This is a genomic window from Streptomyces sp. NPDC038135 (assembly GCF_055601245.1).
The window spans coordinates 460,898-486,043 of sequence record NZ_JBVJXS010000007.1 but is presented as its reverse complement, the minus strand read 5'-3'; the positions used below and the strand labels follow the sequence as shown (position 1 = coordinate 486,043).

General features: G+C 73.1%; 30 protein-coding genes. 13 read left to right on the top strand and 17 right to left on the bottom strand.

Translation table 11 applies throughout. The annotated features are described in order from the left end of the window. Window positions 1–237 precede the first annotated feature (237 nt). From ACZ7JA_RS22645 to mshD, 5 genes are all read right to left on the bottom strand, one after another. Window positions 238–1,092: a hypothetical protein gene (locus tag ACZ7JA_RS22645; RefSeq protein ID WP_470810013.1), complete on the bottom strand. Its 855-nt coding sequence runs from the start codon at window positions 1,090–1,092 to the stop codon at window positions 238–240. After that, on the bottom strand, window positions 1,089–2,114 hold the full coding sequence (locus tag ACZ7JA_RS22640) for an ABC transporter permease (RefSeq protein ID WP_470810011.1): 1,026 nt from the start codon (window positions 2,112–2,114) through the stop codon (window positions 1,089–1,091). The genes ACZ7JA_RS22645 and ACZ7JA_RS22640 overlap by 4 nt, the downstream gene beginning before the upstream one ends. After that, window positions 2,111–3,007, bottom strand: a complete 897-nt coding sequence (locus tag ACZ7JA_RS22635) for an ABC transporter ATP-binding protein (protein WP_351666148.1) — start codon at window positions 3,005–3,007, stop codon at window positions 2,111–2,113. The genes ACZ7JA_RS22640 and ACZ7JA_RS22635 overlap by 4 nt, the downstream gene beginning before the upstream one ends. After that, window positions 3,004–3,390, bottom strand: a complete 387-nt coding sequence (locus ACZ7JA_RS22630; protein WP_351666146.1) for a GntR family transcriptional regulator — start codon at window positions 3,388–3,390, stop codon at window positions 3,004–3,006. Before ACZ7JA_RS22630 ends, ACZ7JA_RS22635 begins: the two co-directional genes overlap by 4 nt. A 114-nt stretch (window positions 3,391–3,504) precedes the next feature. Further along, window positions 3,505–4,431, bottom strand: a complete 927-nt coding sequence (mshD, locus tag ACZ7JA_RS22625; RefSeq protein ID WP_351666144.1) for a mycothiol synthase — start codon at window positions 4,429–4,431, stop codon at window positions 3,505–3,507. A gap of 231 nt (window positions 4,432–4,662) precedes the next feature. On the opposite strand from mshD, the gene ACZ7JA_RS22620 reads away from it, so the two are divergent. Then, complete coding sequence (locus ACZ7JA_RS22620) at window positions 4,663–6,462, top strand: bifunctional metallophosphatase/5'-nucleotidase (RefSeq protein ID WP_470810007.1); 1,800 nt, start codon at window positions 4,663–4,665, stop codon at window positions 6,460–6,462. 257 nt (window positions 6,463–6,719) lie between these two features. On the opposite strand, the gene ACZ7JA_RS22615 is transcribed toward ACZ7JA_RS22620, so the two are convergent. From ACZ7JA_RS22615 to ACZ7JA_RS22590, 6 genes are all read right to left on the bottom strand, one after another. Further along, window positions 6,720–8,201, bottom strand: a complete 1,482-nt coding sequence (locus ACZ7JA_RS22615) for a sensor histidine kinase (RefSeq protein WP_470810005.1) — start codon at window positions 8,199–8,201, stop codon at window positions 6,720–6,722. Then, window positions 8,198–8,932 (bottom strand): response regulator transcription factor, encoded by a 735-nt coding sequence (locus ACZ7JA_RS22610; RefSeq protein WP_351666138.1) that lies wholly within the window; start codon window positions 8,930–8,932, stop codon window positions 8,198–8,200. The genes ACZ7JA_RS22615 and ACZ7JA_RS22610 overlap by 4 nt, the downstream gene beginning before the upstream one ends. Window positions 8,933–9,023: 91 nt before the next feature. Then, window positions 9,024–9,278: a hypothetical protein gene (locus ACZ7JA_RS22605; protein ID WP_351666136.1), complete on the bottom strand. Its 255-nt coding sequence runs from the start codon at window positions 9,276–9,278 to the stop codon at window positions 9,024–9,026. Window positions 9,279–9,309: 31 nt separating this feature from the next. Next, entirely contained in the window at window positions 9,310–10,380 is a 1,071-nt protein-coding gene (locus ACZ7JA_RS22600; RefSeq protein ID WP_470810002.1) for a S1C family serine protease, read from the bottom strand. Window positions 10,381–10,522: 142 nt separating this feature from the next. Further along, entirely contained in the window at window positions 10,523–11,548 is a 1,026-nt protein-coding gene (locus tag ACZ7JA_RS22595) for a LacI family DNA-binding transcriptional regulator (protein WP_470810000.1), read from the bottom strand. Window positions 11,549–11,643: 95 nt separating this feature from the next. Continuing rightward, complete coding sequence (locus ACZ7JA_RS22590) at window positions 11,644–12,423, bottom strand: winged helix-turn-helix transcriptional regulator (protein ID WP_389302883.1); 780 nt, start codon at window positions 12,421–12,423, stop codon at window positions 11,644–11,646. 171 nt (window positions 12,424–12,594) lie between these two features. On the opposite strand from ACZ7JA_RS22590, the gene ACZ7JA_RS22585 reads away from it, so the two are divergent. Genes ACZ7JA_RS22585 through ACZ7JA_RS22575 form a run of 3 tightly spaced genes read left to right on the top strand, consistent with a single transcriptional unit; the run spans window position 12,595 to window position 15,052 of the window. After that, window positions 12,595–13,446 (top strand): alpha/beta hydrolase, encoded by an 852-nt coding sequence (locus tag ACZ7JA_RS22585; protein ID WP_450749322.1) that lies wholly within the window; start codon window positions 12,595–12,597, stop codon window positions 13,444–13,446. 48 nt (window positions 13,447–13,494) lie between these two features. Further along, complete coding sequence (locus tag ACZ7JA_RS22580) at window positions 13,495–13,749, top strand: MoaD/ThiS family protein (RefSeq protein WP_389302889.1); 255 nt, start codon at window positions 13,495–13,497, stop codon at window positions 13,747–13,749. Window positions 13,750–13,753: 4 nt separating this feature from the next. After that, complete coding sequence (locus ACZ7JA_RS22575) at window positions 13,754–15,052, top strand: hypothetical protein (protein ID WP_470809996.1); 1,299 nt, start codon at window positions 13,754–13,756, stop codon at window positions 15,050–15,052. Window positions 15,053–15,170: 118 nt separating this feature from the next. Here ACZ7JA_RS22575 and ACZ7JA_RS22570 read toward each other — a convergent pair whose 3' ends face one another. From ACZ7JA_RS22570 to ACZ7JA_RS22555, 4 genes are all read right to left on the bottom strand, one after another. Further along, window positions 15,171–15,458 (bottom strand): DUF1416 domain-containing protein, encoded by a 288-nt coding sequence (locus ACZ7JA_RS22570; protein WP_006348354.1) that lies wholly within the window; start codon window positions 15,456–15,458, stop codon window positions 15,171–15,173. Window positions 15,459–15,509: 51 nt separating this feature from the next. Then, window positions 15,510–16,355, bottom strand: coding sequence for a sulfurtransferase (locus ACZ7JA_RS22565; RefSeq protein ID WP_351666122.1), 846 nt, complete (start codon window positions 16,353–16,355; stop codon window positions 15,510–15,512). 134 nt (window positions 16,356–16,489) lie between these two features. Further along, the gene (locus tag ACZ7JA_RS22560) at window positions 16,490–16,570 is read right to left on the bottom strand and encodes an Ms5788A family Cys-rich leader peptide (protein WP_351055874.1); all 81 of its coding nucleotides are present in this window, start codon (window positions 16,568–16,570) and stop codon (window positions 16,490–16,492) included. Between the two features lie 201 nt (window positions 16,571–16,771). Then, a complete protein-coding gene (locus ACZ7JA_RS22555; protein ID WP_470809993.1) occupies window positions 16,772–17,494 on the bottom strand; it encodes an LmeA family phospholipid-binding protein in 723 nt (240 codons plus the stop codon). A gap of 129 nt (window positions 17,495–17,623) precedes the next feature. Between ACZ7JA_RS22555 and ACZ7JA_RS22550 the strand changes: the two genes are divergently transcribed. Both ACZ7JA_RS22550 and ACZ7JA_RS22545 read left to right on the top strand, forming a co-directional pair. Next, window positions 17,624–17,884, top strand: coding sequence for a DUF3099 domain-containing protein (locus ACZ7JA_RS22550; RefSeq protein ID WP_351666118.1), 261 nt, complete (start codon window positions 17,624–17,626; stop codon window positions 17,882–17,884). Between the two features lie 26 nt (window positions 17,885–17,910). Then, window positions 17,911–18,291: a VOC family protein gene (locus ACZ7JA_RS22545; RefSeq protein ID WP_470809991.1), complete on the top strand. Its 381-nt coding sequence runs from the start codon at window positions 17,911–17,913 to the stop codon at window positions 18,289–18,291. A 28-nt stretch (window positions 18,292–18,319) separates the two neighbouring features. Here the strand turns inward: ACZ7JA_RS22545 and ACZ7JA_RS22540 are convergent, their stop codons facing one another. Continuing rightward, on the bottom strand, window positions 18,320–18,682 hold the full coding sequence (locus tag ACZ7JA_RS22540) for a DsrE family protein (protein ID WP_143630899.1): 363 nt from the start codon (window positions 18,680–18,682) through the stop codon (window positions 18,320–18,322). 157 nt (window positions 18,683–18,839) lie between these two features. On the opposite strand from ACZ7JA_RS22540, the gene ACZ7JA_RS22535 reads away from it, so the two are divergent. The 6 genes from ACZ7JA_RS22535 to ygfZ all read left to right on the top strand — a co-directional run bounded on the left by ACZ7JA_RS22535 (window position 18,840) and on the right by ygfZ (window position 23,906). Then, entirely contained in the window at window positions 18,840–19,616 is a 777-nt protein-coding gene (locus tag ACZ7JA_RS22535; protein WP_470809989.1) for a hypothetical protein, read from the top strand. Window positions 19,617–19,810: 194 nt separating this feature from the next. Further along, window positions 19,811–20,656 carry a hypothetical protein gene (locus tag ACZ7JA_RS22530; protein ID WP_470809986.1) on the top strand — a complete coding sequence of 282 codons (846 nt, stop codon included), beginning with the start codon at window positions 19,811–19,813 and terminating at the stop codon, window positions 20,654–20,656. Beyond that, the gene (locus tag ACZ7JA_RS22525; protein ID WP_470809984.1) at window positions 20,653–21,495 is read left to right on the top strand and encodes a hypothetical protein; all 843 of its coding nucleotides are present in this window, start codon (window positions 20,653–20,655) and stop codon (window positions 21,493–21,495) included. The genes ACZ7JA_RS22530 and ACZ7JA_RS22525 overlap by 4 nt, the downstream gene beginning before the upstream one ends. Window positions 21,496–21,728: 233 nt before the next feature. Then, window positions 21,729–22,304, top strand: coding sequence for a heme-binding beta-barrel domain-containing protein (locus ACZ7JA_RS22520; RefSeq protein WP_351666106.1), 576 nt, complete (start codon window positions 21,729–21,731; stop codon window positions 22,302–22,304). Between the two features lie 188 nt (window positions 22,305–22,492). Next, window positions 22,493–22,930, top strand: a complete 438-nt coding sequence (locus tag ACZ7JA_RS22515; RefSeq protein ID WP_351666104.1) for a Fur family transcriptional regulator — start codon at window positions 22,493–22,495, stop codon at window positions 22,928–22,930. 10 nt (window positions 22,931–22,940) lie between these two features. Next, entirely contained in the window at window positions 22,941–23,906 is a 966-nt protein-coding gene (gene ygfZ, locus ACZ7JA_RS22510) for a CAF17-like 4Fe-4S cluster assembly/insertion protein YgfZ (RefSeq protein WP_351666102.1), read from the top strand. Between the two features lie 49 nt (window positions 23,907–23,955). Here the strand turns inward: ygfZ and dtd are convergent, their stop codons facing one another. Continuing rightward, window positions 23,956–24,381, bottom strand: a complete 426-nt coding sequence (gene dtd, locus ACZ7JA_RS22505; protein WP_351666100.1) for a D-aminoacyl-tRNA deacylase — start codon at window positions 24,379–24,381, stop codon at window positions 23,956–23,958. Between the two features lie 159 nt (window positions 24,382–24,540). On the opposite strand from dtd, the gene ACZ7JA_RS22500 reads away from it, so the two are divergent. Further along, window positions 24,541–25,131: an RsiG family protein gene (locus tag ACZ7JA_RS22500; RefSeq protein WP_351666098.1), complete on the top strand. Its 591-nt coding sequence runs from the start codon at window positions 24,541–24,543 to the stop codon at window positions 25,129–25,131. Window positions 25,132–25,146 lie beyond the last annotated feature (15 nt).

Genomic DNA, 25,146 nt, shown 5'->3' with positions numbered 1-25,146 from the left:
TCTTCCGCGCCACGCGCGAGACAGGCGCGTCGGAACGTGCGGGCGGGAGCGTCACGGCTCCGTTCACCGCGAGCCCCTCGGGGGGCGGCGAAGGCTCTGGCACGGCGGGCTTCATTGGCCGAGCGTCGCAAGCCAGTCTGAATCGATGGTTACGGAGACATGACGTCCCGGATATCGCGGAGCGGCCCCCGGGTGCGCGTCCCTCCCCCCGTGGAAGGGACGCGCACCCGGGTCTGCTCAGGCGGCCCGGCGCCGCAGCACCAGGAAGGCGGCCGTCGTCGCCAGCGTGGTCAGGGCCAGCACGACGCCCGTCTCCACGAGGTGCAGAGGCCAGAAGTGGGACGCGGGGTGGTAGACGGCGAATTCGCCGCCGGCGTTCCGTCCCCGGTCCACCTGCCAGGCGCCGTCCGGCAGCGTGAACGGCGTCGGGGAGGTGCGGGTGAGCTTCGGCCACAGATCCGCGCGGTACTCGGTGAGCAGCACGTCGACCAGCCACGTCGCGGCGACGGCGGCGCCGAGCGCGGCCAGGGTCCGGCGCAGCAGCAGCGCCGCGAGGGCGCCGACGGCCAGCGCGCACAGGCCGTACGCCACGGTGAGCGGGCCGCGGGCGACGAAGACGTCGCCGGTGGACCACCGGTCGCCCATGAGGGAGCGGTGGGCTCCCCAGCCCCAGCGGTACACGAGCACCAGGACGGTGCCGCCGGCCGTGACGGCCAGGGCCGGCAGGGCGAGCTTGGCGGTCAGCCAGCGGGTGGGTGTGACGCCCTGGGTCCAGGCGAGGCGGGCGGTGCCGGACTCCAGTTCCCGGCCGATCAGCGCGCCGCCCGCGAAGGCGGCGACGGCGAGGAAGCTGTGGCTGACGAGGGTGCCGATCCAGCCGGTCGGCTCGCTGTAGCCGAGGCCGGTGAAGGCGTCGTGGCACAGGTCGGTGCGGCGGCACCGGGCCAGGGAGTCCAGGACGGAGCCGGCGGTGACCTCGTTCAGCCACACCAGCCAGCCGGTCAGGGAGGCGACGGCGGCGGCCCACCCGAGCAGGGCGGTGCGGTGCAGCCGCAGCACGGTGCGGGGCAGGCCCTGGAGGACGGCGCTCACGCGGCGGCCGCCTTCCCGGCCCGTGACGACCCGGCCAGGCGCCCGAGCACGCGGAACGCGGCCAGGGCGAACACGACGGCCAGGGCCAGCACGAGGGCGCTGGTGGTGAGCTGGAGTGGCCAGTAGTGGGAGGCGGGGTGGTAGGTGTGGAACCAGCCGACGGCGCCCTGTTCGCGGAACGCCCGTGCGCACCCTTCCGTGGTGGCCGCGTAGCACTCGGGCTCGGGGATGTGCCCGCCGCCGCGGGTGACCAGGCCCTTGGCGACCTCCACACCGGAGTACGGGGCGGCGTAGCCGCGCTCGAGGCCGGTCACGCGGGTGACGGGCGGCCACAGGTGCGGCATGAGCCACTGCGCCAGGCCCCAGACGCCCGCGGTGAGGCTGACGGAGACGGCGAGCGCGGGCAGGGCGCGGCCCAGGGCCAGGCCGGTGAGGGCGCCCCCGGCGAGGGCGGCCAGGGCGAGGGCGACGGTGGTGGGGCCGTTGGTGTGGAAGGTCCAGAAGTCGGCCCAGCTCTTGACGGTGTCGACACGGCCGTCGGCGGCCGACCAGGCCCGGCGGTGCAGGAACACCAGCAGGCTCGTGCCCGCGGCGACCGCGGCGGCGGGCAGGGCCAGCCGGGTCGCCAGCCAGCGGACGGGCGTGATGCCCTGGGTCCAGGCGAGGCGGGCGGTGCCGGACTCCAGCTCGCGGCCGGTGAGCGCGGCGCCGGCCCAGGCGGCCACGAGGAACGGCAGCGCGGCGAGGGACAGCGTGAGGTAGTTGTAGACGTCCTTGTAGCGCAGGATCGCGTCCTGGGCGTAGGGGCACTTCTCGGACCACTCGCAGGCGTTGTACTGCCGCCAGCCCTCCGCGGCCGCGTCGGTGAGCGGTCCGGCGAGCCACAGCAGCAGCGCGGCGCCGAGGACCGCCAGGCCGGTCCAGACGACGAGCGCGGGGCGGTGCAGGCGCAGCAGCCAGCGGGCCGTGCGGGGCCGCGCGGCGTGGTTCCGGACGGCGGCCGGGGCGGTGGCGGCGCTCATGCGGCGCTCTCCTCGGTCGCGGCCGGCGCGGTGGTGAGGGCGGGGGCCTGCGGGTTGCGCAGATGGGCGAGGACCAGTTCCTCCAGGGTGGGCGCCGAGGAGCGCCAGTCGCCGCCGAGCGGGCCGGCGGGGCGGATCAGCGCGGTCCGCTGGCGGCCGGTGACCCGGTCCTCGACCACGGTGTGCGCGTCCAGGCGCGTGTTCTCGGCGGGCCCGCTGATCCGCCGGTGGGCGGCGAGCAGGTCGTCGATCTCGCCGGCCAGCCGGACCCGGCCGTCGCCGACCAGCAGCAGGTGGTCGCAGGAGTCCTCCAGCTCGGCGACCACGTGCGAGGACATCACGATCGTGGTGCCGTGCTGGGCGGCCTCGGCCATCAGGGCGCCCATCAGCTCGTGCCGGGCGAGCGGGTCCAGGTCGGCCATCGGCTCGTCCAGGAGCAGCAGTTCGGGGCGCTTGCCGAGGGCCAGGGCGAGCGCGACCCGGGTGCGCTGGCCGCCGGACAGCGCGCGTATGCGGGCCCCGGGATCCAGCGGGCCGGCGGCCACGATCCGGTCGGCGGTCCCCGCGTCCCAGCGCTCGGGGTTGAGGTCGGCGCCCATGCGCAGCGTCTCCGCGACCGTGAGCTGCGGGTACAGCGGCTTGTCCTGGGCGACGTAGCCCACCCGGGCGCGGGCCGCGGCGGGCGCGGCGCCGAGCACGGTCAGCCGGCCCTCGGTGGCGGGGAGCAGTCCCGCGGCGAGGGCGAGCAGCGTGGACTTGCCGGCGCCGTTGGGCCCGACGACGGCGCACACCCGCCCGGCGGGCAGCCGGAAGCCGCACTCGCGCAGCGCCCAGCCTCCCCTGCGCCCGAAGCGCTTGCCGAGGCCGGTGGCCTCCAGAGCCGTGTCGCTCATGAACGTTCTCCCTGGAAGTGCTTGTCGAGTACGGCGGTGAAGAGGGCCGCCACGTCGTCCCGGTCCAGGCCCGCCTCGGCGGCCCGCGCCGTCCACTGCTCCAGCTCCGCCCGCAGGGGGGAGTCGGCGGGGGCGGCGCCCAGCGAGCGGCGGACGAAGGTGCCCAGTCCGCGCCGCGCCTCGACCAGGCCCTCCCGTTCCAGCTCGCGGTAGGCCTTGAGGACCGTGTTGGGGTTGATGGCGGTGGCCTCGACGACCTCGCGGGCCGTCGGCAGCCGGTCGCCCGGGCGCAGCAGGCCCAGCCGGAGGGCCTGTTTGGTCTGCTGGACGATCTGGACGTAGGTGGCGACCCCGCTGTGCCGGTCGATGCGGTATTCGACCACGCGTTGAACCACCCTTTCACTAATTGAGTAGTGAAAGGGTGGTGCAAGAGAGGGGTGGCCGTCAAGCCGGCCACCCCTCGGGTGCGCGCCGGGCGCCGTCCGCGCCCCGGTTCGTCAGGTTTCGGTGCGGTACATCAGGTCGGTCTCGTACGTCGTGAAGCCGAGCCGCTCGTACACCGCGACCGCCGCCTTGTTGTCGGCGTCGACGTAGAGCATGGCCGTCGGCAGCCCCTGCGCCGCCAGGTGGCGCAGGCCGATCAGGGTCAGGGCCTTGCCGAGCCCGCCGCCCTGCTCGCCCGGCCGGACGCCGAGCACGTACACCTCGCCGAGCGCCTCCTCGGCGTGCACCTTGGTCCAGTGGAAGCCCACCAGCTCCCCGCGCCGCTCCGCCAGGAAGAACCCGGCCGGGTCGAACCACGGCAGGGCCTTGCGGTCGTCCAGGTCGCGCTGGGTCAGCGAGCCCTGCTCGGGGTGGTGCGCGAACGCGGCCGCGTTGACCGCGAGCCAGGCCGCGTCGTCCTTGCCGGGCACGAAGGGCCGCACGCTCACGCCCTCCGGCAGCACCGGCTCGGACAGCTCCGGGTCGGTCAAGGGCCGCCGCATCTGGCGCAGTTCACGGAACAGGGTGAGGCCGAGCACCTGGGCGAGATGCCGGGCGGCGGAGTGCCCGCCGTGCGCCCACACCCGCAGCCGCTTGCCCGAGGCGGCGAGCACCGCCGAGCCCAGCGCCCGGCCGTGCCCGTGCCCGCGGTGCGCCGGGTGGACGACCAGTTCGGCGGCCGGCGCCTCCACCGGGTCGGTGTCCTCCAGCTGGCCGTACCCGACCAGTTCGCCCCCGGCGGTCAGCAGCAGGTGCGACACGCCCTCGCGCGGGCCGCCGTGGAGCTGCAGCCGGCCCTGCTCGGACACCGGCTGCTGCCCGTCGACGCGGGCGGCCTCGGCGAGCAGTGCGAGCACGGCCTCGGCCTGCTCCGGGTCGAGCGCGGAGCGGGTCTCGAGGGAACGGGAGGGGACCGGCCGTACGGTGTCGTCGCTGCTCATGCGTACGAGGGTACGGGGCCGCCGGAGCGAAGTCCCGGCACCGCGGGAGGGGGAGGTCCCGGTGCGGCGGAGGGAGGGGGCCGGCGGGGCCGAGGCGGGGGTCCCGGCGGGGCGGAGCGGCAAAGGGAAACCAGGACGTAACCACGAACCCCCTGTCGGGCTACGCGCGTTGACCTTAGGCTGCGCGGCGAACGGGGGCCACGCGCCCCAGCCGACCCACAGGGGGGTTACATGTCAGCCGCACCCCGGCGCACCAGACGCAGGACCTACGGCCTCCTCGCCACCACCGCCGCTCTCGCCACCGCCGCAGGCCTGGCAGCCGCCCTGCCCGCGCAGGCGCACTCCGGCAAGGACGGCCACGGGCACGGCGGTTCGAGCCGCTACCAGGACGTACAGCTCCTGTCGTTCAACGACCTGCACGGCAACCTGGAGCCCCCGTCCGGCTCCTCCGGCCGGGTCACCGAACTCCAGCCGGACGGCACCACGAAGACGATCGACGCGGGCGGCGCCGAGTACCTCGCCACCCATCTGCGCCAGGCCCGCGAGGGCCACCCGTACTCCATCACCGCGGCCGGCGGCGACATGGTGGGCGCCTCCCCGCTGCTGTCCGGGCTCTTCCACGACGAGCCGACCATCGAGGCGCTCAACAAGCTGAAGCTGGACGTCACCTCGGTCGGCAACCACGAGTTCGACGAGGGAGCGCGGGAACTGGCCCGCCTGCAGAACGGCGGCTGCCACCCCACGGACGGCTGTTACGGCGACGGCGAGTTCCAGGGCGCCGACTTCCCGTACCTCACCGCCAACGTCCTGAACGAGAAGACGGACCGGCCGATCCTCAAGCCCTACTGGGTGTGGAAGAAGAAGGACGTCAAGATCGGCTTCATCGGCGTCACGCTGGAGGGGACCCCCGACATCGTCTCCGCGGACGGCGTCAAGGGCCTGAAGTTCAAGGACGAGACCGAGACGATCAACAAGTACGCCAAGGTGCTCCAGCGCCAGGGCGTGCAGTCGATCGTGGCCCTGATCCACGAGGGCGGTTTCCCGGCCTCCGGCTCCTACAACTACGACTGCGACTCCGCGGGCGCGGGCTCCGGCATCTCCGGCCCGATCGTGGACATCGCGAAGAACGTCTCGCCGGCCGTCGACGCGCTCGTCACCGGCCACACCCACAACGCCTACGTCTGCACGATCCCCGACCCGTCGGGCCGGCCCCGCATGGTCACCTCCGCGGCCTCCTTCGGCCGTCTGTACACGGACACCACGCTCACCTACGACCACCGCACCGGTGACATCGTGCGCACGGCCGTGAAGTCCGCGAACCACGTGGTCTCCCGGGACGTCCCCAAGGCGGCGGACATGACCGGGCTGATCTCGAAGTGGAACACCCTGGCCGCCCCGATCGGCAACCGGCCCATCGGCTACATCTCCGGTGACATCAACAACACCGGCACCGAGTCCCCCATGGGCGACCTGATCGCCGACGCACAGCTCGCCCACGGCAAGCAGCTGGACCCGAAGACCAGCCTCGCCCTGATGAACCCGGGCGGTGTGCGCGCGGGCCTGACCTACGCGGCCAAGGGCGCCGAGGGCGACGGGGTCGTCACCTACGCCGAGGGCTTCACGGTCCAGCCCTTCGCCAACACCGTGAACCTCCAGGACTTCACCGGCGCCCAGCTCGTCCAGGTGCTCAAGGAGCAGGTGAGCGGACCCAACGAGGCGGCTCCGAAGATCCTCCAGCCGTCGGCCGGACTCACCTACACGCTCGACATGACCAGGTCCGGGGCGGACCGCGTGGTCACCGACTCCATCCGGCTGAACGGCGCCGCCATCGACCCGTCGGCCACCTACCGCGTCGCCACCAACAGCTTCCTGGCGGGCGGCGGCGACGGCTTCCCCACCCTGGGGCAGGGCACGAACGACCTGGTCGGCAGCGACGACCTGGCCGCCCTTGCGGACTACCTGACGGCCAACTCCTCGGCCGCCGCCCCGATCGCGCCGCCGAAGGCGGACCGCGTGACGATCACGCGGTAGCCGCCGTGCGCCGGGCCGCGTCCCGTCCCGTGGTTTCCGTGTGAATGCCTCGCCGGTTCCGAAATGGCCCTGAGAATCCCTCTCAGGGCCATTTCACTGAGGTCTGACCGACTTCGAGGGCGTCTCTCCGCCCCCCGGACTCCCGCCGCCCCGCCCTGCGGGGCGTCGACTGCACCGCGGGTCCGGGCGAACAGGCCGCGCTGCTGCCGCAGCAGACGCCGGTCCTGAGCGGCACCGCCGGTAAGGGGCGGGGCGGGTTACACGGACTCCGGCGGAGCCGTGGCCGCGCCCGGGAGGCGGATCGTGGCGGTCGTGCCGCCGCCCTCCGCCCGGGCCAGCGAGACCTCGCCGCCCGCCTGCTGGACCGTTCGGGCCACGATGGACAGGCCGAGGCCGGAGCCGGGCAGGGCGCGGGCGCCGGGGGAGCGCCAGAAGCGGTCGAAGACGTGCGGCAGTTCGTCGGCGGGGATGCCGGGGCCGTGGTCGCGGACCGTCAGGACGCCCTCGGCCAGCCGCACCTCGACGGTGCCGCCCTCCGGGCTGAACTTCACCGCGTTGTCGAGGACGTTGACCACCGCCCGCTCCAGCGCGGAGGGTTCCGCGCGGACGTACCAGGGCTCGAGGTCCGCCGTGATGGTCAGTTCGGGGCCGCGCAGACGGGCCCGGCGCAGGGCCGCCTCGACGGTGTCCTGGAAGGACACCACCTGGACGCGCTCGCCCCGCTGGCCCTCCGAGCGGGACAGCTCCTGCAGGTCGCCGATCAGCGCGGCCAGCTCCGTCATCTGCGCCTTCACCGAGGCGAGCAGCGCCTTGCGGTCCTCCGGGGGCAGCGGGCGGCCCGTCTCCTCGCTGCGGGTGAGCAGCTCGATGTTCGTGCGCAGCGAGGTGAGGGGGGTGCGCAGCTCGTGGCCGGCGTCCGCGATGAGCTGCTGCTGGAGGTCGCGGGACCCGGCCAGCGCGGTGGTCATCGAGTTGAAGGAGCGCGAGAGCCGCGCCACCTCGTCCTCGCTGTCGTCGTCGACGGGGATGCGGATGCCGAGGTCCTCGGTCCGGGCCACGTGCTCGACGGCCTCGGTGAGCTTGTCGACCGGGCGCAGCCCCGCCCGGGCCACCGCGAGTCCCGCCGCGCCGGCCCCGACGACTCCGATACCGGAGACGAGGAGCAGGATCAGGGCGAGGTCCTTCAGCGTGTCCTGGGTGTTCTTCAGCGGTATGGCGACCATCAGGGCCGTGTTGGGGTACATCTGGGGCTGCGTCCCGGGCCCCGGACTGAACGTCAGCGGCTGGGTCAGCACCCGCACCGCGTTGCCGTCGGAGTCGGTGCCGTCGCGCAGGATGCCGTCGTGCAGCAGCCCGTCCTGGTCGTCCGCCCGGGCGATGACGTCGGTGTCGGCGGAGGTGGTCTTCACCCGGCCCGCGGAGTTGGAGGACACACAGGCGGTGCCGTTCTGCTTCACGAGCTGGATGTAGTAGTAGTTGCCGTGCGCGTGGAAGTCGCCGAGTCCGGCGTCGCCGGGGGTCTGCGGGCACGACTCCAGCGTGGAGACGATGTTCACCAGCCGCTGCGGCTCCGAGACCTTCTGCAGATCGGCGTCGACCTGGTCGTACAGCTTGCGCTCCACGATGAACCAGCACGTCACCGAGACCGCCGCCACCGCGAACGCCACCGCCGCCGCGACCAGCATCGCCAGCCGGGCCCGGATCGGCAGCGCCCGGTAGCGGCGCGCCAGCCGCCTCACTCCGCGCCGCCCTGCCGCAGTACGTACCCCACGCCCCGGACGGTGTGCACCAGCCGCGGCTCGCCGCCCGCCTCGGTCTTGCGGCGCAGGTACATGACGTAGACGTCCAGCGAGTTGGAGGAGGGCTCGAAGTCGAAGCCCCAGACGGCCTTCAGGATCTGCTCGCGGGTCAGGACCTGGCGCGGGTGGGCCATGAACATCTCCAGGAGCGTGAACTCCGTGCGGGTCAGTTCCACCTGCCGGCCGCCCCGGGTGACCTCCCGGGTGGCGACGTTCATGCGCAGGTCGCCGAAGGTCAGCGCCTCGTCCGCTAGGGCCTCGGACGACACGTCCGCCGCGTACGAGCTGCGCCGCAGCAGCGCGCGGATACGGGCGAACAGCTCGTCCAGCTCGAAGGGCTTGACCAGGTAGTCGTCGGCCCCGGCGTCCAGCCCCGTCACCCGGTCGCCCACCGTGTCGCGGGCCGTGAGCATGAGGATCGGGGTGGTGTCCCCGGCGCCCCGGATCCGGCGGGCCGCGGTCAGGCCGTCCATGCGGGGCATCTGGATGTCCAGCACCACCAGGTCCGGCCGGTACGCGGCCGCCTTCTCCAGGGCGTCCGCGCCGTCGACCGCGACCTCGGTGCCGTACCCCTCGAAGGCGAGGCTGCGCTGCAGTGCCTCGCGCACGGCGGGCTCGTCGTCGACGATCAGGATGCGCTGGGGGTCACGGTCGCCTTCGGCGGGGCTCATCGCTCGCGGTTCCTCGGGGTGCGGTGGGTCGGGTGGACGGACTGGCTCTCAGCCTCGCACGCCCGGGTGGCGCGGGGCACGCACGCCGGGCTCAGGAGCCCAGCATGCTCAGGCCGCGTGCCGCGCCGAGCTGGTGCACCGCGCTCAGCCGGCGCAGCGGCACCTTGCGGCGGTGCGGACGGTCGGCGGAGGTGCGCAGGCCCATCAGCTCGGGGGCCGGTACGGCCACCTCCGGGACGCGGGGGCCGGCGGCGGGGGCGTGCAGCTCGTGCGCCACCGCGAGCGGGAGGTCGAGGGCGGCCGGGCCGGTGCCGGTGACGTCACTGTGCGAGACCTGAGTGATCATGACGTGCTCCCTACTGTGCCGGGTGGGTCGGTCAGCTGGTCGAGCCGGCCCGCAGCTTGGCGAGGTCGGACTTGACGGTGTTGACGGGGATCGCGAAGCCGAGCCCGACGCTGCCCGCGTCCGAGGACGAGGAGGCCTGCGAACTCGACGAGTACATCGCGGAGTTGATGCCGATGACGCGGCCGTTCGAGTCGATCAGCGCGCCGCCGGAGTTGCCGGGGTTCAGCGAGGCGTCGGTCTGGATCGCCTTGTAGGTCGTCGTGGAGGAGCCGGTGTCGCCGTTGAACTGGCGGCCGCCGAACTGGAACGGCCACTGGCCGCCGTCGTCCTGGCCCTGGTTCTGGCCCTGGCTCTCGTCGGTGGAGACGGTCACGTCCCGGTCGAGCGCGGAGACGATGCCGCTGGTGACGGTGCCGGTGAGGCCCTCTGGGGAGCCGATCGCGACGACCGAGTCGCCGACCTGGACGCCGGAGGAGTCGCCCAGCGCGGCGGCCGTCAGCCCGGAGGCCCCCCGCAGCTTGATCAGCGCGAGGTCCTTGGAGCTGTCGGTGCCGACGACGTCGGCGGTGTAGCTCTTGCCGTCGCTGGTGCGCACCTTGATCGTGGAGGCGCCGGAGACGACGTGGTTGTTGGTGACGATCTCGCCGCCGGAGGTGATGATCACACCGGAGCCGGTGGACGAGCCGTTGCCGAGGGTCGCCCGGATCTCGACGACGCTGGGGCTCACGGCCGAGGCGATGGCGGCGACGTCGCCCCTCTTGCCGGCGGGGACCACGGCGGTCGTGGCGCCGGCCGAGGCGACGGTGTCCTTGCCGGTCAGCTCCTGGAAGGCGTAGGCGGTGCCGCCACCGACCGCGGCCGCGACGATCGCCACGGCGGCGAGCAGCGCTATCGGTCCCCGGGGCCGCTTCCCGGCGGGTACGGCGGCCGGTGCGGTGACCGGCTCGGCGCCCGGCGCCGGGACCGTGGCCGCCGCGGGCTCGTACGCCGGCGGGGGCGGCCACTCGGGGTTCACGGGAGCGGAGTAGACGTGCTGCCGGGCGTGGGCGCCCTGGGGGCCCTCGTACTCGTACTCGCCGCTGCGGCGGAGGCTCTCGGTCATGACAATGAGGATGTCCCGCGACCATGAGAGCCGCCTGAGTGCTCCCTGAGAAGCCCGGCAGAACCTCGTTTGCCCGATGTAAAGACGCTTCCGCCCGCTCGGAGCGGGCTCTCACCCGCTCCTCAGATATGCGCCGGGGCCCTCACTCCGAGCAGCCGCAGGACGTGCGCACCACCAGCCGCGACGGGAACGTCTTCAGTCGCTCGCGCCGGGATCCGGCCACCCGCAGTCCGTCGTCCAGGACCAGGTCCACCGCGGCCCGGGCCATCGCCGAGCGGTCCGAGGCGACCGTGGTCAGCGGCGGGTCGGCGAGCGCCGCCTCCTTGATGTCGTCGAACCCGGCCACCGCCAGCTCGCCGGGCACGTCGATGCGCAGCTCGCGGGCGGCCCGCAGCAGGCCGATCGCCTGGTCGTCGGTGGAGCAGAAGAAGGCGGGCGGGCGGTCCGGCCCCGCGAGCACCTTGAGGGCCACCCGGTAGGCGTCGTAGCGGTTGTACGGAGCCTCGTAGAGCCGGCCCTCGGTGGGGATGCCCGCCTCGTCCATCGCCCGCTTCCAGCCCTCGACGTGGTCGGAGACCGGGTCGCCGACGGCCGGCGTCTGCGCCGTGCCGCCCATGCAGGCCACGTACTCGTAGCCGTGCTCCAGCAGGTGCCGCACGGCGAGCTGGGCGCCGCCCAGGTCGTCGGTGACGACGGCGACGTCGTCGATCGCCTCCGGGCGCTCGTGCAGCAGCACCACCCGGGCGTCCCACGCGTCGATCTCGGCGGCGGCCTGGTCGTTCAGGGCGTGCGAGACGAGGATGAGGCCGGAGACCCGCATGCCGAGGAACGCCCGCAGATAGTGGACCTCGCGTTCGGCGATGTAGTCGGTGTTGCCGACCAGGACCATCTTCCCGCGCTCGGATGCGGCCTGCTCGACCGCGTGCGCCATCTCCCCGAAGAAGGGCTGGCGGGCGTCCGGGATGATGAGGCCTATCAGGTCCGTCCGGCGCGAGGCCATGGCCTGGGCGACCCGGTCGGGCCGGTACCCCAGCTCCTTGATCGCCGCGAGGACACGCTCGCGCGTGGCCGGGGCGACCGGCCGGGGTCCGTTGTTGATGACATAACTGACGACGGCGGTGGAGGTCCCAGCCAGCCGTGCCACGTCATCACGAGTCACCTTCGCCACGCGCGGAGTCTACGCGGATTGACCCGCTCCGGGCAGGGCGTATCACATCCCGGCCATGCGCCGGCGGCGCACCGCCGGGCCCGGCCGTCCCCGGCCTACGCGTCCGCGTGGATCTCGGCGGCGTCGAGTGCGGCCGAAGCGTCCGCTTCGTCCGCCTTCGCCCGGTCCGCCTTGGCCTTGTTCTCGTCGGCGCCGCGGTCGCCCTTCTCAGGGGTGACGAAGCGGTAGCCGACGTTGCGGACGGTCCCGATCAGCGACTCGTGCTCCGGGCCGAGCTTGGCGCGCAGCCGCCGTACGTGCACGTCGACCGTGCGGGTGCCGCCGAAGTAGTCGTAGCCCCAGACCTCCTGCAGCAGCTGGGCGCGGGTGAAGACCCGGCCGGGGTGCTGCGCGAGGTACTTGAGCAGCTCGAACTCCTTGAAGGTCAGGTCCAGGACCCGGCCCTTGAGCTTGGCGGAGTAGGTCGCCTCGTCCACGGAGAGGTCGCCGTTGCGGATCTCCATGGGGGAGTCGTCGTTGACGATCTGCTGCCGGCCCATGGCGAGCCGCAGCCGGGCCTCGACCTCGGCCGGACCGGCCGTGTCGAGCAGCACGTCGTCGATGCCCCAGTCGGCGGTGACGGCCGCGAGGCCGCCCTCGGTGACGACGAGGAGGAGGGGACAGCCCGGTCCGGTGGAACGCAGGAGCTGGCACAGGCTGCGCACCTGCGGCAGGTCGCGGCGACCGTCGATGAGGATCACGTCGGCGCCGGGGGTGTCGACGAGGGCGGGACCCTCGGCCGGCGCCACCCGCACGTTGTGCAGCAGCAGGCCCAGCGCGGGAAGCACCTCCGTCGACGGCTGGAGGGCGTTGGTCAGGAGCAGCAGAGAACTCATACGTCTGGTTCCTCCTCGGTCCCTGCGAGGACATGTGCGGTACGGAACTGCTCTGCGATCCCGAAGGCCCCGTACGTCCGCGGTCTCCCGCTTCGTATACAACGCTTCCGAAAGCACAAAAGGACCCGGGGGCTGCGCTGCCCGAGTCCTCTGCCAAGCAGAATAGCCCACATGAGCAACCGTTCGTCGGGTCATGTGGCGCGTTCCACCGTTCGTCCGAATCGCGAGACGGCCGGACGGTCCCCTATCCGGACGTTCCTCCGCACATCGGACGGGATCGCGGTCGAGGCCGTATACGATCCGGGCCCGGTCGTATACGAAGCGTCCCCGTCGGCCTCCTCGCCACCCTCCGGCTACCCGGTGTTCGTGATCGCCCACGGCTTCACCGGGGACGTGGACCGCCCGCACGTGCGCCGTGCGGCGGCCGTGTTCGCCCGCTACGGCGCCGTCGTCGCCTTCTCCTTCCGCGGCCACGGCGCCTCGGGCGGCCGGTCCACGGTCGGCGACAAGGAGGTGCTTGACCTGGCCGCGGCGGTGGAGTGGGCGCGCGGCCTCGGGCACCGGCGCGTGGTGACCGTCGGCTTCTCCATGGGCGGCTCGGTGGTCCTGCGGCACGCGGCCCTGCGGCCCGGCACGGTCGACGCGGTGGTCGCGGTCAGCGCGCCCGCCCGCTGGTACTACCGGGGCACCGCCCCCATGCGCCGTCTGCACTGGCTGGTCACCCGTCCGGCGGGTCGGCTGGTCGGCCGCTACGGCCTGCGCACCCGCATCCACCACCGGCAGTGGGACCCGGTGCCGCTCTCCCCGGTGCAGGCGGTGCCCCGGATCGCGCCGACCCCGCTGCTGATCGTGCACGGCGACCGCGACGGCTACTTCCCCCTCGACCATCCCCGGATGCTGGCCGAGGCGGCCGGCGACCACGGCGAGCTGTGGGTGGAGCCGGGCATGGGCCACGCGGAGAACGCGGCGGACGACGCCCTGCTGGCCCGCGTGGGGGACTGGGCGGCCGCGCGGGCGGGCTAGCCTGACACCATCCGTCTTTGTTCTGTCCGCCGTCGATAGAGGAACCAGATGCCCAAGGTCACGGTCCGCTACTGGGCCGCCGCCAAGGCCGCTGCCGGGGTAGCGGAGGAGCCGTACGACGCGGCCACGCTCGCCGAGGCGCTCGCCACGGTGCGTGAGCGGCACCCCGGTGAACTCACGCGCGTCCTGCGGCGCTGCTCCTTCCTCGTCGACGGCGACCCCGTCGGGACCCGCGCGCATGAGACGGTACGGCTGGCCGAGGGCGGCACGGTCGAGGTGCTCCCGCCGTTCGCAGGAGGATGAGGCGATGAGCGACCAGCCGTACCAGGGCGGGCCGTACGAGGGCTACGACCCGTACGGGCAGCAGCCCTATCAGCAACCCCGGCACCAGCAGCCCCAGCAGTCGCCGGAGCAGCACCAGGGGCAGCAGGGGTGGGCCGGCCACGACGCGTACGCGCAGCCCGGCCACGACCCGCAGCACACCCAGCAGTGGCAGGGGCAGACGTGGGAGACGCAGACCCACGCGCCGGTCCAGCCGGCCGGCGGGGCGTACCCGCTGCCCCCCGAGCAGCAGGGGTACCAGCAGCCGCACCAGGCGGCCCAGCACCGGCCGCAGGTCGCCGAGCCGTACGCGCCGCAGTTCGCCGAGCCGTACGCGCCGCAGACCGGCGACCCGTACGCGCCGCAGCACGGGGCACCGCACGCCCAGCCGCAGCACGGGACACCGCACGCGCAGCCGCAGCCCGGGACGCACGCGGGGGCGCACGCGGGGGCGCCCGCGGCGGAGGCCCCGGCCGGTGACGGGGGCGAGCCCGGTTACGGTCCCGCCACCCTCGCCGGCAACAGCCGTGTCACCGACGCCCAGCGGGCCCGCCTGGAGGGCCGCTCCCCGGTCATCGAGCCCGGTATGCAGCCGGCGCTGCTCACCGCACTGCTGGGCCTGCTGCTGGCCGTGACGGCGCCCGTCGGCTCGTACGCCCTCGTCGTGCCGCTGGTGCTGCTCCAGGCTGTGACGGCCGCGGGCTGGTTCCGGCTGAACGGCATGTGGCCCGCCCGGCAGGGCATCGCGCTGGCCTTCGCGGGAGCGCTCACCGCGGACGTCGCGGTGCTGGCCGCGGGCCGCGACCACGCGCCCGCCGCGATCCTCGGTCCGCTCGGCGCGTGGGTCCTGCTGTCCCTCGTCCTCCAGCTCCGCTCGCACGCCTCGCCCGACGAGCGGATGTACGGCCTGATGGCGACGGTCGCCTCGACGGCCCTGTCGGTGCTGGCCACCGGCTACCTGGGCGCCGACCCGCACGCGGTGTCGGTGGGCGCGGCCGCGGTCGCCGTGGCCGTGGTGGCCCGTGCGCTGCCGCTGCCCACCCCGGCCTCGGTCGTGGTCGCCGTGCTGGCGGCGGCCGGCGCGGGCATCGCGGTGGGCGGCGTGACCGGATTCGGCGCCAGCGGTTCCGCCCTGGGCGCGGCGGCCGGCGTCTGCGCGCTGATCGGCCACCGTGTCGCCAGTTACGACTACCCCTCCCGCTTCGTGCACTTCACCGCGGGTGTGGCCCTGCCCCTGTCGGCGGCGGCCCCGGTGGTGTGGGCGCTGGGGCGGGTGCTCGGCTAGCCGGCCGGACCCGCCGCGCCCCGGGCGCGGACATGCCGAAGGGCCGCATCCCCCTGGCGTCCAACCCAGGGATGCGGCCCTTCGCCGTCACCGAGCCCGTTCGGCCCGCTCAGTCCGCTCAGACGGCGATGGCGACCTCGGCCAGCCCGCCCTGCTGAGCGACGACCGTGCGGTCCGCCGTGCCGCCGGGCACCAGCGCCCGGAGGGTCCAGGTGCCCTCCGCCGCGTAGAAGCGGAACTGGCCCGTGGCGGAGGTGGGCACCTCCGCGGTGAACTCGCCGGTCGAGTCCAGCAGCCGGACGTAGCCCGTCACCGGCTCGCCGTCCCGGGTCACCTGGCCCTGGATCGTGGTCTCACCGGGCTTGATCGTCGAGGCGTCCGGGCCGCCGGCCTTCGCTCCACACATGCGTCTCTCCGTAAGGGGTCTGACCAGAAGGTCGGTCGGGAAGGGTTGGTGTTACTTGCCGGAGCCGAGCTCGATCGGCACGCCGACCAGGGAGCCGTACTCGGTCCAGGAGCCGTCGTAGTTCTTGACGTTCTGCACACCGAGGAGCTCGTGCAGCACGAACCAGGTCAGGGCCGAGCGCTCACCGATGCGGCAGTAGGCGATGGTGTCCTTGGCGAGGTCCACGTCCTCCTGGGCGTAGAGCTCGCGCAGCTCGTCGTCCGACTTGAAGGTGCCGTCGTCGTTGGCGTTCTTGGACCACGGGATGTTCGCGGCGGTCGGGACGTGGCCCGGGCGCTGCGACTGCTCCTGCGGCAGGTGGGCCGGGGCGAGCAGCTTGCCGGAGAACTCGTCGGGGGAGCGCACGTCGACCAGGTTCTGGGAGCCGATCGCGGCCACGACGTCGTCGCGGAAGGCGCGGATCGAGGCGTCCTGCGGCTTGGCCTTGTACTCGGTGCCGGCGCGCTCGGGCACCTCGTCGCCGGCGACCAGCTCGCGGGCGTCCAGCTCCCACTTCTTGCGGCCGCCGTCGAGGAGCTTGACGTTCTCGTGGCCGTACAGCTTGAAGTACCAGTAGGCGTAGGACGCGAACCAGTTGTTGTTGCCGCCGTAGAGGATCACCAGCGTGTCGTTGGCGATGCCCTTCTTCGACAGGAGCTTCTCGAAGCCCTCCTGGTCGATGAAGTCGCGACGGACCGGGTCCTGCAGGTCCTTGGTCCAGTCGATGCGGATCGCGTTCTTGATGTGGTTCTTCTCGTAGGCGGACGTGTCCTCGTCCACCTCGACGATGGCGACGTTCGGGTCGTCCAGGTGCTCCTGGACCCAGTCCGCGTCTACGAGGACGTCGCTGCGGCTCATGCTCTTTCTCCTCCGGGGCAGTTACGGCGGGGCGTGCAAGTGCGTGGGTGCGGGCGCTCGGACGCGAGCGGCGCACGGGTGCCCTTCGAGACAGGGCGGTGGGGAACGCGGGGGCCGGGGCGGCCGCTACCGCTTCAGAAAGGGCGACAGAGCATGGCGGCAACGCGGCACAGGTCCACTGCCCGCCGCTTCGTGAGATCCGCCTGTCGCCTCATGGGTTCGATCGTAGGGATGTCTGGGCGGACGTGTCACCGGCGTGTCGCATTCTGAGACGCGATCGTCCGAATGGTGGGAACAGAAGAGCGCCCGGACCGTCCTCGCACGGTCCCCGGGCGCTCGGGTGCGCTGTCGCATCTGCGGTACGGACGCGGGTGTCTCGACTGCCGGACAACCGCCGTTCTCCGCCGGCTTTCGTACTACCCCGCCAGCCTGACGTCCGAACCGTTCACGCCGATCTCCACGCCGTCCTTCGTGGCCTGCACCCTGGCCAGCTCGATGCCGCCGGGCAGCCGGTCGATGACCTGCTGGAAGTCGGTGACCGAGCGGATCAGGCCCTCCGCGAGGTCGAGGCCGCCGAACCTGGGCACGCCGTCGGCCTTCACCTGCACCTTGTCGTCCTTGACGGCGACCGAGCTCAGCAGGTGGATCGTGGCCAGCCCGGAGACCTTCACGGCCAGCTTGATCTTGCCGTTCCCCCCGTCCGACAGTCCGACCACCTGGGCCGTGAGCCCCAGGCCGAGCGGGGTGGGCTCGGACTTCGCGGCCTTCAGCAGCTCGTCATAGGCGATGGTCGCCGTACCCGTGGCGTCGGCGGCGGTGGCCGAGCTGTAGTCGCCGGAGAAGGTCACGTCCCGCATGTCGGCCCTGAGGTCGTCGATGCGGATCGTCTGCGAGCCCTTGCCGGTGGCCGCCTCGTAGTCCTTGACGCCGACCTCGACGTCGTCCAGCTCGCCGCTCGCCATCTGGGTCAGGAACGGGAAACCCTTGATGGACACGTCGGGCGTGCTCGACAGGTTCTCGCTGGTCTTCAACCGGTCGGCCACCTCGCCCTCCGCGAAGTGCACCGCGACCCGGTCCACGACGACGAACAGCAGGCCGACGACCACGAGGAGGACCAGCAGTATTCGCAAGGCGCGCATGTGGTGAGTACCCCCGGGGTCGGCAGTGGTCTGGGTACGCCACGGTAACCGGGCGGGGAGCGGCAGGCGGAGGATTGTCGATCGGTTGTGACAGCGGCGGGACCGGGCGCCGCGACCTAGGCTTGAAGCATGCTGGCCCGTCGACGGCACATCTACTTCGCCATGATGGCGACCTGTATCGGTCTCTTCGTCCTGGCGTGGGGCGTGGTGCGCCTGTGGTCGATCCCGGCGGCCGTGGGCATGTGCGTGGCGGCCATGGTCATTCCGCCGGTCGCCGCGATGGTCGCGAACCGGAGGGGACCCGACGACCGCTGGTGGGACGACCCGTCCGGCGACCCGAAGTCCGACGAGTGGTGGGACGAGCTGGACGGCAAGAAGCGCCGCCCGTAGGCGCCGCCGGCAGGAGGGGGCAACACATGGCATCGGCACGGCTGTCCACGGTGGTGCTCGACGCGCCCGACGCGCACGCGCTGGCCGGCTTCTACCGGCGCCTGCTCGGCTACGCCGTGTGCGCCGAGGAGCCCGACTGGGTGCTCATCGGCCCGCCGGGCGGCGGCACGGCGCTGTCGTTCCAGACGGAACCCGGATACGTCCCGCCGGTCTGGCCCGGCCGTGAACCGGGCGGCCAGCAGATGATGCTGCACCTCGACATCGAGGTCGACGACCTGGAGGGCGAGACCGCACGGGCGCTCGCCGAGGGCGCGACGCTCGCCGCGCACCAGCCGCAGTCCGACGTCCGGGTGCTGCTGGATCCCGCCGGGCACCCCTTCTGCCTGTGGAGCCGGCAGGGGGAGTGAACCGTCCGGAGCGCGGTCCCGCGCGGTCTCAGTAGACGAGCGCCTGGGTCCCGTCGGCCAGCGCCTCCTGCACGAAGACCTGGGCGCCCGCGATCCGTACGCCCTCCAGGACGTCCTTCTCGGTGATCTCGCGCCGGGCCGCGCACTGGGTGCACAGGGTGATGCGGCCGGCCGCGAGGATCGAGTCGATCAGGTCGGGCAGCGGGGCCGCGTGCGGCAGTTCGAACTCGGCGGCCCGGCCCGGCAGCGCGAACCAGGACGACTCCCCGGTCAGCCACAGGGAGACCTCGACCCCGCTGGCGACGGCGACCGCCGCCACCGTGAACGCCTGCGAGCAGCGCTCGGGGGCGTCGGCCCCGGCAGTCACCTTGATCACGAGCTTCTTCGCCATGGCCGAATCGTAATCAACGCCGCCGCAACTCCCGGACTTGACCGTGAGTCTGCTGTGCAGCGTGGATTCGGAATTCACGCTTCCCGTTCTGTGGGGGGAAGTCTTGGAAGAACCAGAAGTGCCGGAAGACAGACCCGGCGGGCCGGATGTTCCGGGTGTGGCGAATGATCCGGTCGAGCGGACCGGAACCGGCGCGGCGGACCCCTCCGGCGCACCCGCCCCGGCCCGGTCCCGCCGGCGCGGCCGTACGGCCCGGCTGGCCGGCGCCGGCGCGCTGCTCGGCCTGGTGGCCGGTGTCTGCGCCGGCTACCTCGTCCAGGCCGAGCGCGAGCCCACGAGGCTGCCGTCGCTCTCGCAGCCGGTGATCGGCCAGGCCGAGGGCGACGTCGAGCCGCTCTCCGCCGCCGAGGACCGCAAGGTCAGGACGGACGGCGACCTGCGCAAGCTGCTGCTGGACAAGCCGCGCGGCGCGCGCACGGCGTCCTGGGTGCCGCAGGACGGCTGGATGGAACTGGCGGAGTACGCCGACCACTTCAGCCGCCCCGGCGAGAAGTTCAACTCGCTCGCGACGGACCAGTTCCGCCGGGCGGCCGTCACCGGCTGGAGGGTCGGCACCTCGTCCGTCGTCGACATCCGGCTGGTCCAGTACCGGCAGGAGGACTCCATGGCGGCGGCCGACGCCACCCACACCATGGAGGACGACGTGGAATCGGCCCCGGGGACCAGGAGCTGGAGCATTCAGAGGACCGGGGACGGGATGGCGTACGTCCACCCGCGGCCGGTCGTCGACTACGGGTCGGGACGGACGCTGTACTCGGCCGAGGCGTACGCATGGCGCGGTGACGTGGTGATGGAGATCTGGCTGTTCAGCAACGGCCCGATCGCCGAGAAGGAGATCAGGGACCTGGCCCGACGGCAGATGGAGCGGCTGTGACCGAGAACCCGAACAGACCGCCAGAGTCCGCTACGGCCACGGCCCCGCCTGCCCCTGCCGAGTCGGCCGCGCCCGCCGAGCCGGCCGTGCCTGCCGAGCCGGCCGCTCCCGTCGAGTCGGCCGCCCCAGCCGTGCCTGCCGAGCCGGATGTGGCCGTCGAGTCGACTGCCCCCGCTGTGCCTGCCGAGTCGGCCGTGCCTGCCGAGCCGGCCGCGCCCGCCGAGCCGGCCGCGCCCGCCGAGCCGGCCGCGCACCCCCTCCCCGAGCCCGTTCAGGGCGGTGGTGGGCGTACGGGCCGGCGGCGGATCCGTGTTTCCGTCGTCGCCGGGTGCGTGCTGCTGGCCGGAGCCCTCGTCGCGGGGGTGGGGCACACCGTCGTCACCGTGCGGGCGGCCGATCGGGACGCCGGCCCGCCGCTCTGGCGGTTTCCCAGGACCGCGGCCGACGAGAAGAAGGCGGAGCCGCGGCACGGGCTCGCGGGCATGCTCGTGCCGTACGGGACCGGCACCTGGGTCCCCGGTCCCGACATCGGGGAGTTCGGCGCCGACGCCGAGCTGACCGGCGCCCAGGCCACGGCCCTGCGCAAGCGGTCGGTGAGCGGCCTGCCCCGGACCACCCGCAAGGAGATGGAGCGGCAGATCGACCGGCAGCACATCACCGGCATGGCCATGCGCAGCTACTTCAGCGCGCAGTCCCAGCCCTACCTGTGGAACGAGGAGGTCTACGCGGTGAGCATCACGCTGTCCCGGATGGGGGACGAGTCCGCGGCCCGCCGCATCTCCACGTCCACCAACAAGATCGTCCAGGAGCTGGGCGCACTGCGCGCGGGGCCGGCGGTCAAGGGCCACGAGGACGCCAAGTGCTTCCGCTCGCCCAAGGGTTCGGGCGAGGGCGTGAACGGGATGTTCTGCTCGGCCTACGTCGGCGACGTCCTGGTCACCATCACCGCGTCCGGTGCGAAGACCCTCGACGGCGACGGGGTCGCGAAGCTCCTCGCCACCCAGCTCGACCGTATAGCCGAACCGGGAGCGGCCGTATGAGCGAACACCTGTCGACAGAGCCGTCCGCCGCGCTGCCCGAGCCGGCGCCCGAGCCGGCGCCGTCCGCCCCCGGCCGGGACCGCCGCCTCCTGCGGGCCGTGCTGCGCTGGACCGCGGCCGTCGTGGCGTTCGCGGCGGTCGGGGCCGGCACGGCGTACGGGATCACCCGGATGGACCGTACGGACGTACCCGGACTCGCCACCGAGTCCGACGGCCGGTGGGACTACCCGGAGCTGACCAGGCCCCCGCTGCCCGCCGGCAGCCCCGCCCCCTTCGCCGATTCGAACCGGGCCGGCTCGCACTTCGCCGACCTGCGCGCCCTGCTGCTCCCCGCGCCCGAGGGCGCCACCGAGGACAAGGCGCTGCGCGGCCGGGACGGCTGGCTGGCCACCGGCGCCTACCTGGCGGAGTTCCCGCGCAAGGAGGAACGGGACGAGCTGCGGCAGAAACTCCTCGACACCGGCCTGCGGCACATCGCGGCCCGCGGCTGGACCATGCCGGACGGCACCCGGACCCGGATCTACCTGCTGCAGTTCGGCACGGCGAACGTCGTGGAGAACGAGTTCGCCAGCGAGAACGTGGCGTACAGCGTCCCCGGCCGCCAGGTGCGCGGCGTCGGCGAGGCCGTCTACGACGAGCGCTTCCCCGACGCGGCGTCGGTGTCCGGGACCGAGCGCACCGCGTACGTCGAGACCAGGCCCTACGGCGCCGAACAGGTCCGTGAGGCCTTCGTCTCGGCGGGGGACGTGTACGCCGTGGTCCTGCAGTCCCGGAAGGGTTCCGCCCTCGCGATCCCCTTCCAGCAGACGGTGGTGCTGCAGAGCCAGCTGCTCCGCTGACCCCCCGACGGGCTCCGGGGCGCCACCTCGGAAGGAGGGCCGGGTCCCGGCCGCGTAAGCTGGGCCCCGGCTCTGTCGTACGCCCACCCTCGCTCAAGGAGCACCCGTGGAGATCTTCTTCGAAACCCTGCTGGTCCTGGTCTGCGTCGGCGTTCTCGCCTTCGCCGGTCTGACCGTGAAGAAGCTGTACCAGGGCCAGCGCTGACCACCCCCACCCAGGAACTCTGCCGATCATGATCGAGATCCCGTCCGACCTGCACAAGGACCTCGTCCCGCTCGCCTTCCTGCTCGGCAACTGGGCCGGCGCGGGCGTGCACGACTTCCCCGGCTCGGAGAAGTGCAACTTCGGTCAGGAGGTCACCTTCGGCCACGACGGCCGGGACTTCCTGGAGTACCACTCCCGCACCTGGGTGCTGGACAACGACGGCAACAAGGTCCGCCCGCTGGAGTCGGAGTCCGGCTTCTGGCGGATCGACGCCGAGCGCCGGGTCGAGGTGACGATGACCCGCGACGACGGCGTCATCGAGATCTGGTACGGCGAGATGGCCGACAAGAAGCCGCAGATCGACCTCGTCTCCGACACCGTCGCCCGCACCCCCGACGCCCCGCCCTACACCGGCGGCAAGCGGCTGTACGGCTACGTGAAGAGCGACCTCATGTGGGTCGGCGAGAAGCAGACCCCCGAGGTCGAGCTGCGCCCCTACATGTCGGCCCATCTGAAGAAGGTCGTCACCCCGGAGGAGGTCGAGCGCTGGGCGAAGGCCCTGCCCGACGACATGCCGGACGACGGCATCGCGTTCTTCAAGTAGGCCACGCCGTCCGGGCGGCCCGGTCTCCGGCCGGCTCGCGCTTCCGCCCGGTCTGCTCCCGGCCGGCCCACGCCGGCCCGTGCTTCCACAGGCCCGTCCGCCGGCGGGTCCGCCTCACGGCGGCCCGTCCGGCGGGCGGGCCTGTCGCCGCGTGAGCCCCGGGGGCCGGTGGCCCTAGACTTTCCGGTGTGGTGAGCACCGACTGGAAGAGCGACCTCAGGCAGCGCGGCTACCGGCTCACGCCGCAGCGGCAACTCGTGCTCGAAGCCGTGGACGCCCTGGAGCACGCGACCCCCGACGCCATCCTCGGCGAGGTGCGCAAGACCGCCTCGGGGGTCAACATCTCGACCGTCTACCGCACGCTGGAGCTGCTTGAGGAACTCGGTCTGGTCAGCCACGCCCACCTCGGCCACGGCGCGCCCACCTACCACCTCGCCGACCGCCACCACCATCTGCACCTGGTGTGCCGCGACTGCGAGAACGTCATCGAGGCGGACGTGGACGTGGCCGCGGACTTCACCGCCAAGCTCCGCGAGCAGTTCGGCTTCGACACCGACATGAAGCACTTCGCGATCTTCGGCCGCTGCAAGGACTGCGCCCTGAAGGGCTCAACTACCACGACGTAGGCTTGCCGGTATGAAGAGCCCTCTGCTGTCCCTGCCCGGCGCCGTCCCCGGCGAGGGCCCGGACGAAGGCGTCGCCGCCCACTACGGCGAGCTGTTCCGCGAGCAACGCGCCCTCGCCGAAGGCACCGGCTTCGTGGACCTGTCCCACCGCGGCGTGATCACCGTCACCGGCGAGGACCGGCTGAGCTGGCTGCACCTGCTGCTCACCCAGCACGTCAGCGACCTGCCGGCGGGCGAGGCCACCGAGGCCCTGATCCTCTCCGCGAACGGCCACATCGAGCACGCGCTCTACCTGGTGGACGACGGCACGACGGTCTGGGCCCACGTGGAGCCCGGCACCGAGCAGGCGCTGATCGCCTACCTGGAGTCGATGAAGTTCTTCTACCGGGTCGAGGTCGCCGACCGCACCGCCGATGTGGCGGTGGTCCACCTGCCCGCCGGCTCCATCGCCGAGGTGCCCGAGGGCGTCGCCGTACGCGAGACGGCGTACGGCCGTGACCTCTTCCTGCCGCGCGCCGAGCTGGAGTCGTTCGCCGCGAGGTCCGGCCCCGCGGCCGGCCTGCTCGCCCACGAGGCGCTGCGCGTGGAGCACCACCGCCCCCGCCTCGGTTTCGAGACCGACCACCGCACCATCCCGCACGAGCTGGGCTGGATCGGCACCGCCGTCCACCTCCAGAAGGGCTGCTACCGCGGCCAGGAGACGGTGGCCCGGGTGCAGAACCTGGGCAAGCCGCCCCGGCGGCTGGTCTTCCTGCACCTCGACGGCAGCGAGGTGCACCTGCCCGCCCACGGCACCGGGATCCGCCTCGCGGACGAGGGGCCCGACGGCCGCAGGATCGGCTTCGTGACCACGTCCGTGCGCCACCACGAACTGGGCCCGGTGGCCCTCGCCCTGGTCAAGCGCAACGTACCGCTGGACGCCCGGCTGGTGGCCGGGGAGACGGCCGCCGCCCAGGAAGTGATCGTCGAGCCGTAGCGCCCTCGCCCGCCGAGGGGCCTACGGCGGCAGGCCCGCGGCGGGCGCGTCACATCTCCAGCAGCACCGTGAACGGCCCGTCGTTCGTCAGGGACACCCGCATCCGGGCCCCGAACCGCCCCGTCGCCACCGTCGCGCCCAGCGCCCGCAGCTGGGCGACGACCTCGTCCACCAGCGGCTCGGCGACATCGCCGGGCGCGGCCGCGTTCCAGGTGGGGCGGCGCCCCTTGCGGGCGTCGCCGTACAGGGTGAACTGGCTGACGACGAGCAGCGGGGCGTCGACGTCGCTGCACGACCGCTCGTCCTGCAGCATCCGGATCGACCAGAGCTTGCGGGCGAGCTGGGCCGCCTTCTCCTTGGTGTCCTCGTGGGTGACGCCGACCAGGACGCACAGGCCCTCGCCCTCGATCGCGCCCACCGTCTCGCCGTCCACGACGACGCTCGCGCCGTCCACCCTCTGCACCACCGCACGCATGCCGACCATCATGCCGGGTGGCCGGGCCCCGGACACGGTCGGCCCATTATTGATCCTTACGCCCCCATGTGGGGCCGTTCGGGGGCACTCGGTCACATAGCGGCGACTTGGGGTGGCACGATGCTCCCACACGCCGGTCGAGGGGACGGTCACACGCACATGAGCACACCGAGTACCGGAAGGCTGGAGACGCACCGGCCGCCCGCGCAGCGCGGCGAGGAGCAGCCCGGCCCTTCGCTGCCCGCGGAGCCGGCCGAGTACGACCTGACCCGGCCGAGCCTGCCCGAGCTGCGCGCCCTGCGCCGCGACGCCCAGCGCGACGAGGCGGACCTCAGCTACGTGCGGCGGCTGCTGCAGGGCCGGATCGACATCCTGCGCGCCGAACTCGCCCGCCGCGGCCGGGCCTCCGTACCGGCGCCCGCGGACGCCTCCGTGGTGGAGCGGCTCCCGGAGATCCTCACCGACGCCCCGGCCCGCCAGCGCTCCTCGGCCCGCCACGTCACCCTCGGCACCCCGCTCAACGAGGAGTACCGGCTGCTGGCCGCGGAGATGCTCGGCGAGGTCGAGCTGTCGGACCTCGGGGCCCGCACCGACCGGGAGCTGACCTGCGCCATGGGCCGTCTGATCGGCTACGAGCAGGAGGTCTCCCGGCGCCGCCAGCGCCTGCAGCGCGTCACGGACGACTGCAGCGGGGAGATCGCCCGCCGTTACCGGGTGGGCGAGGCGCAGGTCGACGACCTGCTGACCTGACCGGCGCGGGGACGG

Bases quoted from the DNA above. Each gene is read 5' to 3' on its own strand.
- ACZ7JA_RS22640 (WP_470810011.1), bottom strand. From the start codon at position 2,114: ATGAGCGCCGCCACCGCCCCGGCCGCCGTCCGGAACCACGCCGCGCGG.
- ACZ7JA_RS22635 (WP_351666148.1), bottom strand. From the start codon at position 3,007: ATGAGCGACACGGCTCTGGAGGCCACCGGCCTCGGCAAGCGCTTCGGG.
- mshD (WP_351666144.1), bottom strand. From the start codon at position 4,431: ATGAGCAGCGACGACACCGTACGGCCGGTCCCCTCCCGTTCCCTCGAG.
- ACZ7JA_RS22620 (WP_470810007.1), top strand. From the start codon at position 4,663: ATGTCAGCCGCACCCCGGCGCACCAGACGCAGGACCTACGGCCTCCTC.
- ACZ7JA_RS22610 (WP_351666138.1), bottom strand. From the start codon at position 8,932: ATGAGCCCCGCCGAAGGCGACCGTGACCCCCAGCGCATCCTGATCGTC.
- ACZ7JA_RS22605 (WP_351666136.1), bottom strand. From the start codon at position 9,278: ATGATCACTCAGGTCTCGCACAGTGACGTCACCGGCACCGGCCCGGCC.
- ACZ7JA_RS22600 (WP_470810002.1), bottom strand. From the start codon at position 10,380: ATGACCGAGAGCCTCCGCCGCAGCGGCGAGTACGAGTACGAGGGCCCC.
- ACZ7JA_RS22590 (WP_389302883.1), bottom strand. From the start codon at position 12,423: ATGAGTTCTCTGCTGCTCCTGACCAACGCCCTCCAGCCGTCGACGGAG.
- ACZ7JA_RS22585 (WP_450749322.1), top strand. From the start codon at position 12,595: ATGAGCAACCGTTCGTCGGGTCATGTGGCGCGTTCCACCGTTCGTCCG.
- ACZ7JA_RS22580 (WP_389302889.1), top strand. From the start codon at position 13,495: ATGCCCAAGGTCACGGTCCGCTACTGGGCCGCCGCCAAGGCCGCTGCC.
- ACZ7JA_RS22575 (WP_470809996.1), top strand. From the start codon at position 13,754: ATGAGCGACCAGCCGTACCAGGGCGGGCCGTACGAGGGCTACGACCCG.
- ACZ7JA_RS22570 (WP_006348354.1), bottom strand. From the start codon at position 15,458: ATGTGTGGAGCGAAGGCCGGCGGCCCGGACGCCTCGACGATCAAGCCC.
- ACZ7JA_RS22565 (WP_351666122.1), bottom strand. From the start codon at position 16,355: ATGAGCCGCAGCGACGTCCTCGTAGACGCGGACTGGGTCCAGGAGCAC.
- ACZ7JA_RS22560 (WP_351055874.1), bottom strand. From the start codon at position 16,570: ATGAGGCGACAGGCGGATCTCACGAAGCGGCGGGCAGTGGACCTGTGC.
- ACZ7JA_RS22555 (WP_470809993.1), bottom strand. From the start codon at position 17,494: ATGCGCGCCTTGCGAATACTGCTGGTCCTCCTCGTGGTCGTCGGCCTG.
- ACZ7JA_RS22550 (WP_351666118.1), top strand. From the start codon at position 17,624: ATGCTGGCCCGTCGACGGCACATCTACTTCGCCATGATGGCGACCTGT.
- ACZ7JA_RS22545 (WP_470809991.1), top strand. From the start codon at position 17,911: ATGGCATCGGCACGGCTGTCCACGGTGGTGCTCGACGCGCCCGACGCG.
- ACZ7JA_RS22540 (WP_143630899.1), bottom strand. From the start codon at position 18,682: ATGGCGAAGAAGCTCGTGATCAAGGTGACTGCCGGGGCCGACGCCCCC.
- ACZ7JA_RS22525 (WP_470809984.1), top strand. From the start codon at position 20,653: ATGAGCGAACACCTGTCGACAGAGCCGTCCGCCGCGCTGCCCGAGCCG.
- ACZ7JA_RS22520 (WP_351666106.1), top strand. From the start codon at position 21,729: ATGATCGAGATCCCGTCCGACCTGCACAAGGACCTCGTCCCGCTCGCC.
- ygfZ (WP_351666102.1), top strand. From the start codon at position 22,941: ATGAAGAGCCCTCTGCTGTCCCTGCCCGGCGCCGTCCCCGGCGAGGGC.
- dtd (WP_351666100.1), bottom strand. From the start codon at position 24,381: ATGCGTGCGGTGGTGCAGAGGGTGGACGGCGCGAGCGTCGTCGTGGAC.
- ACZ7JA_RS22500 (WP_351666098.1), top strand. From the start codon at position 24,541: ATGAGCACACCGAGTACCGGAAGGCTGGAGACGCACCGGCCGCCCGCG.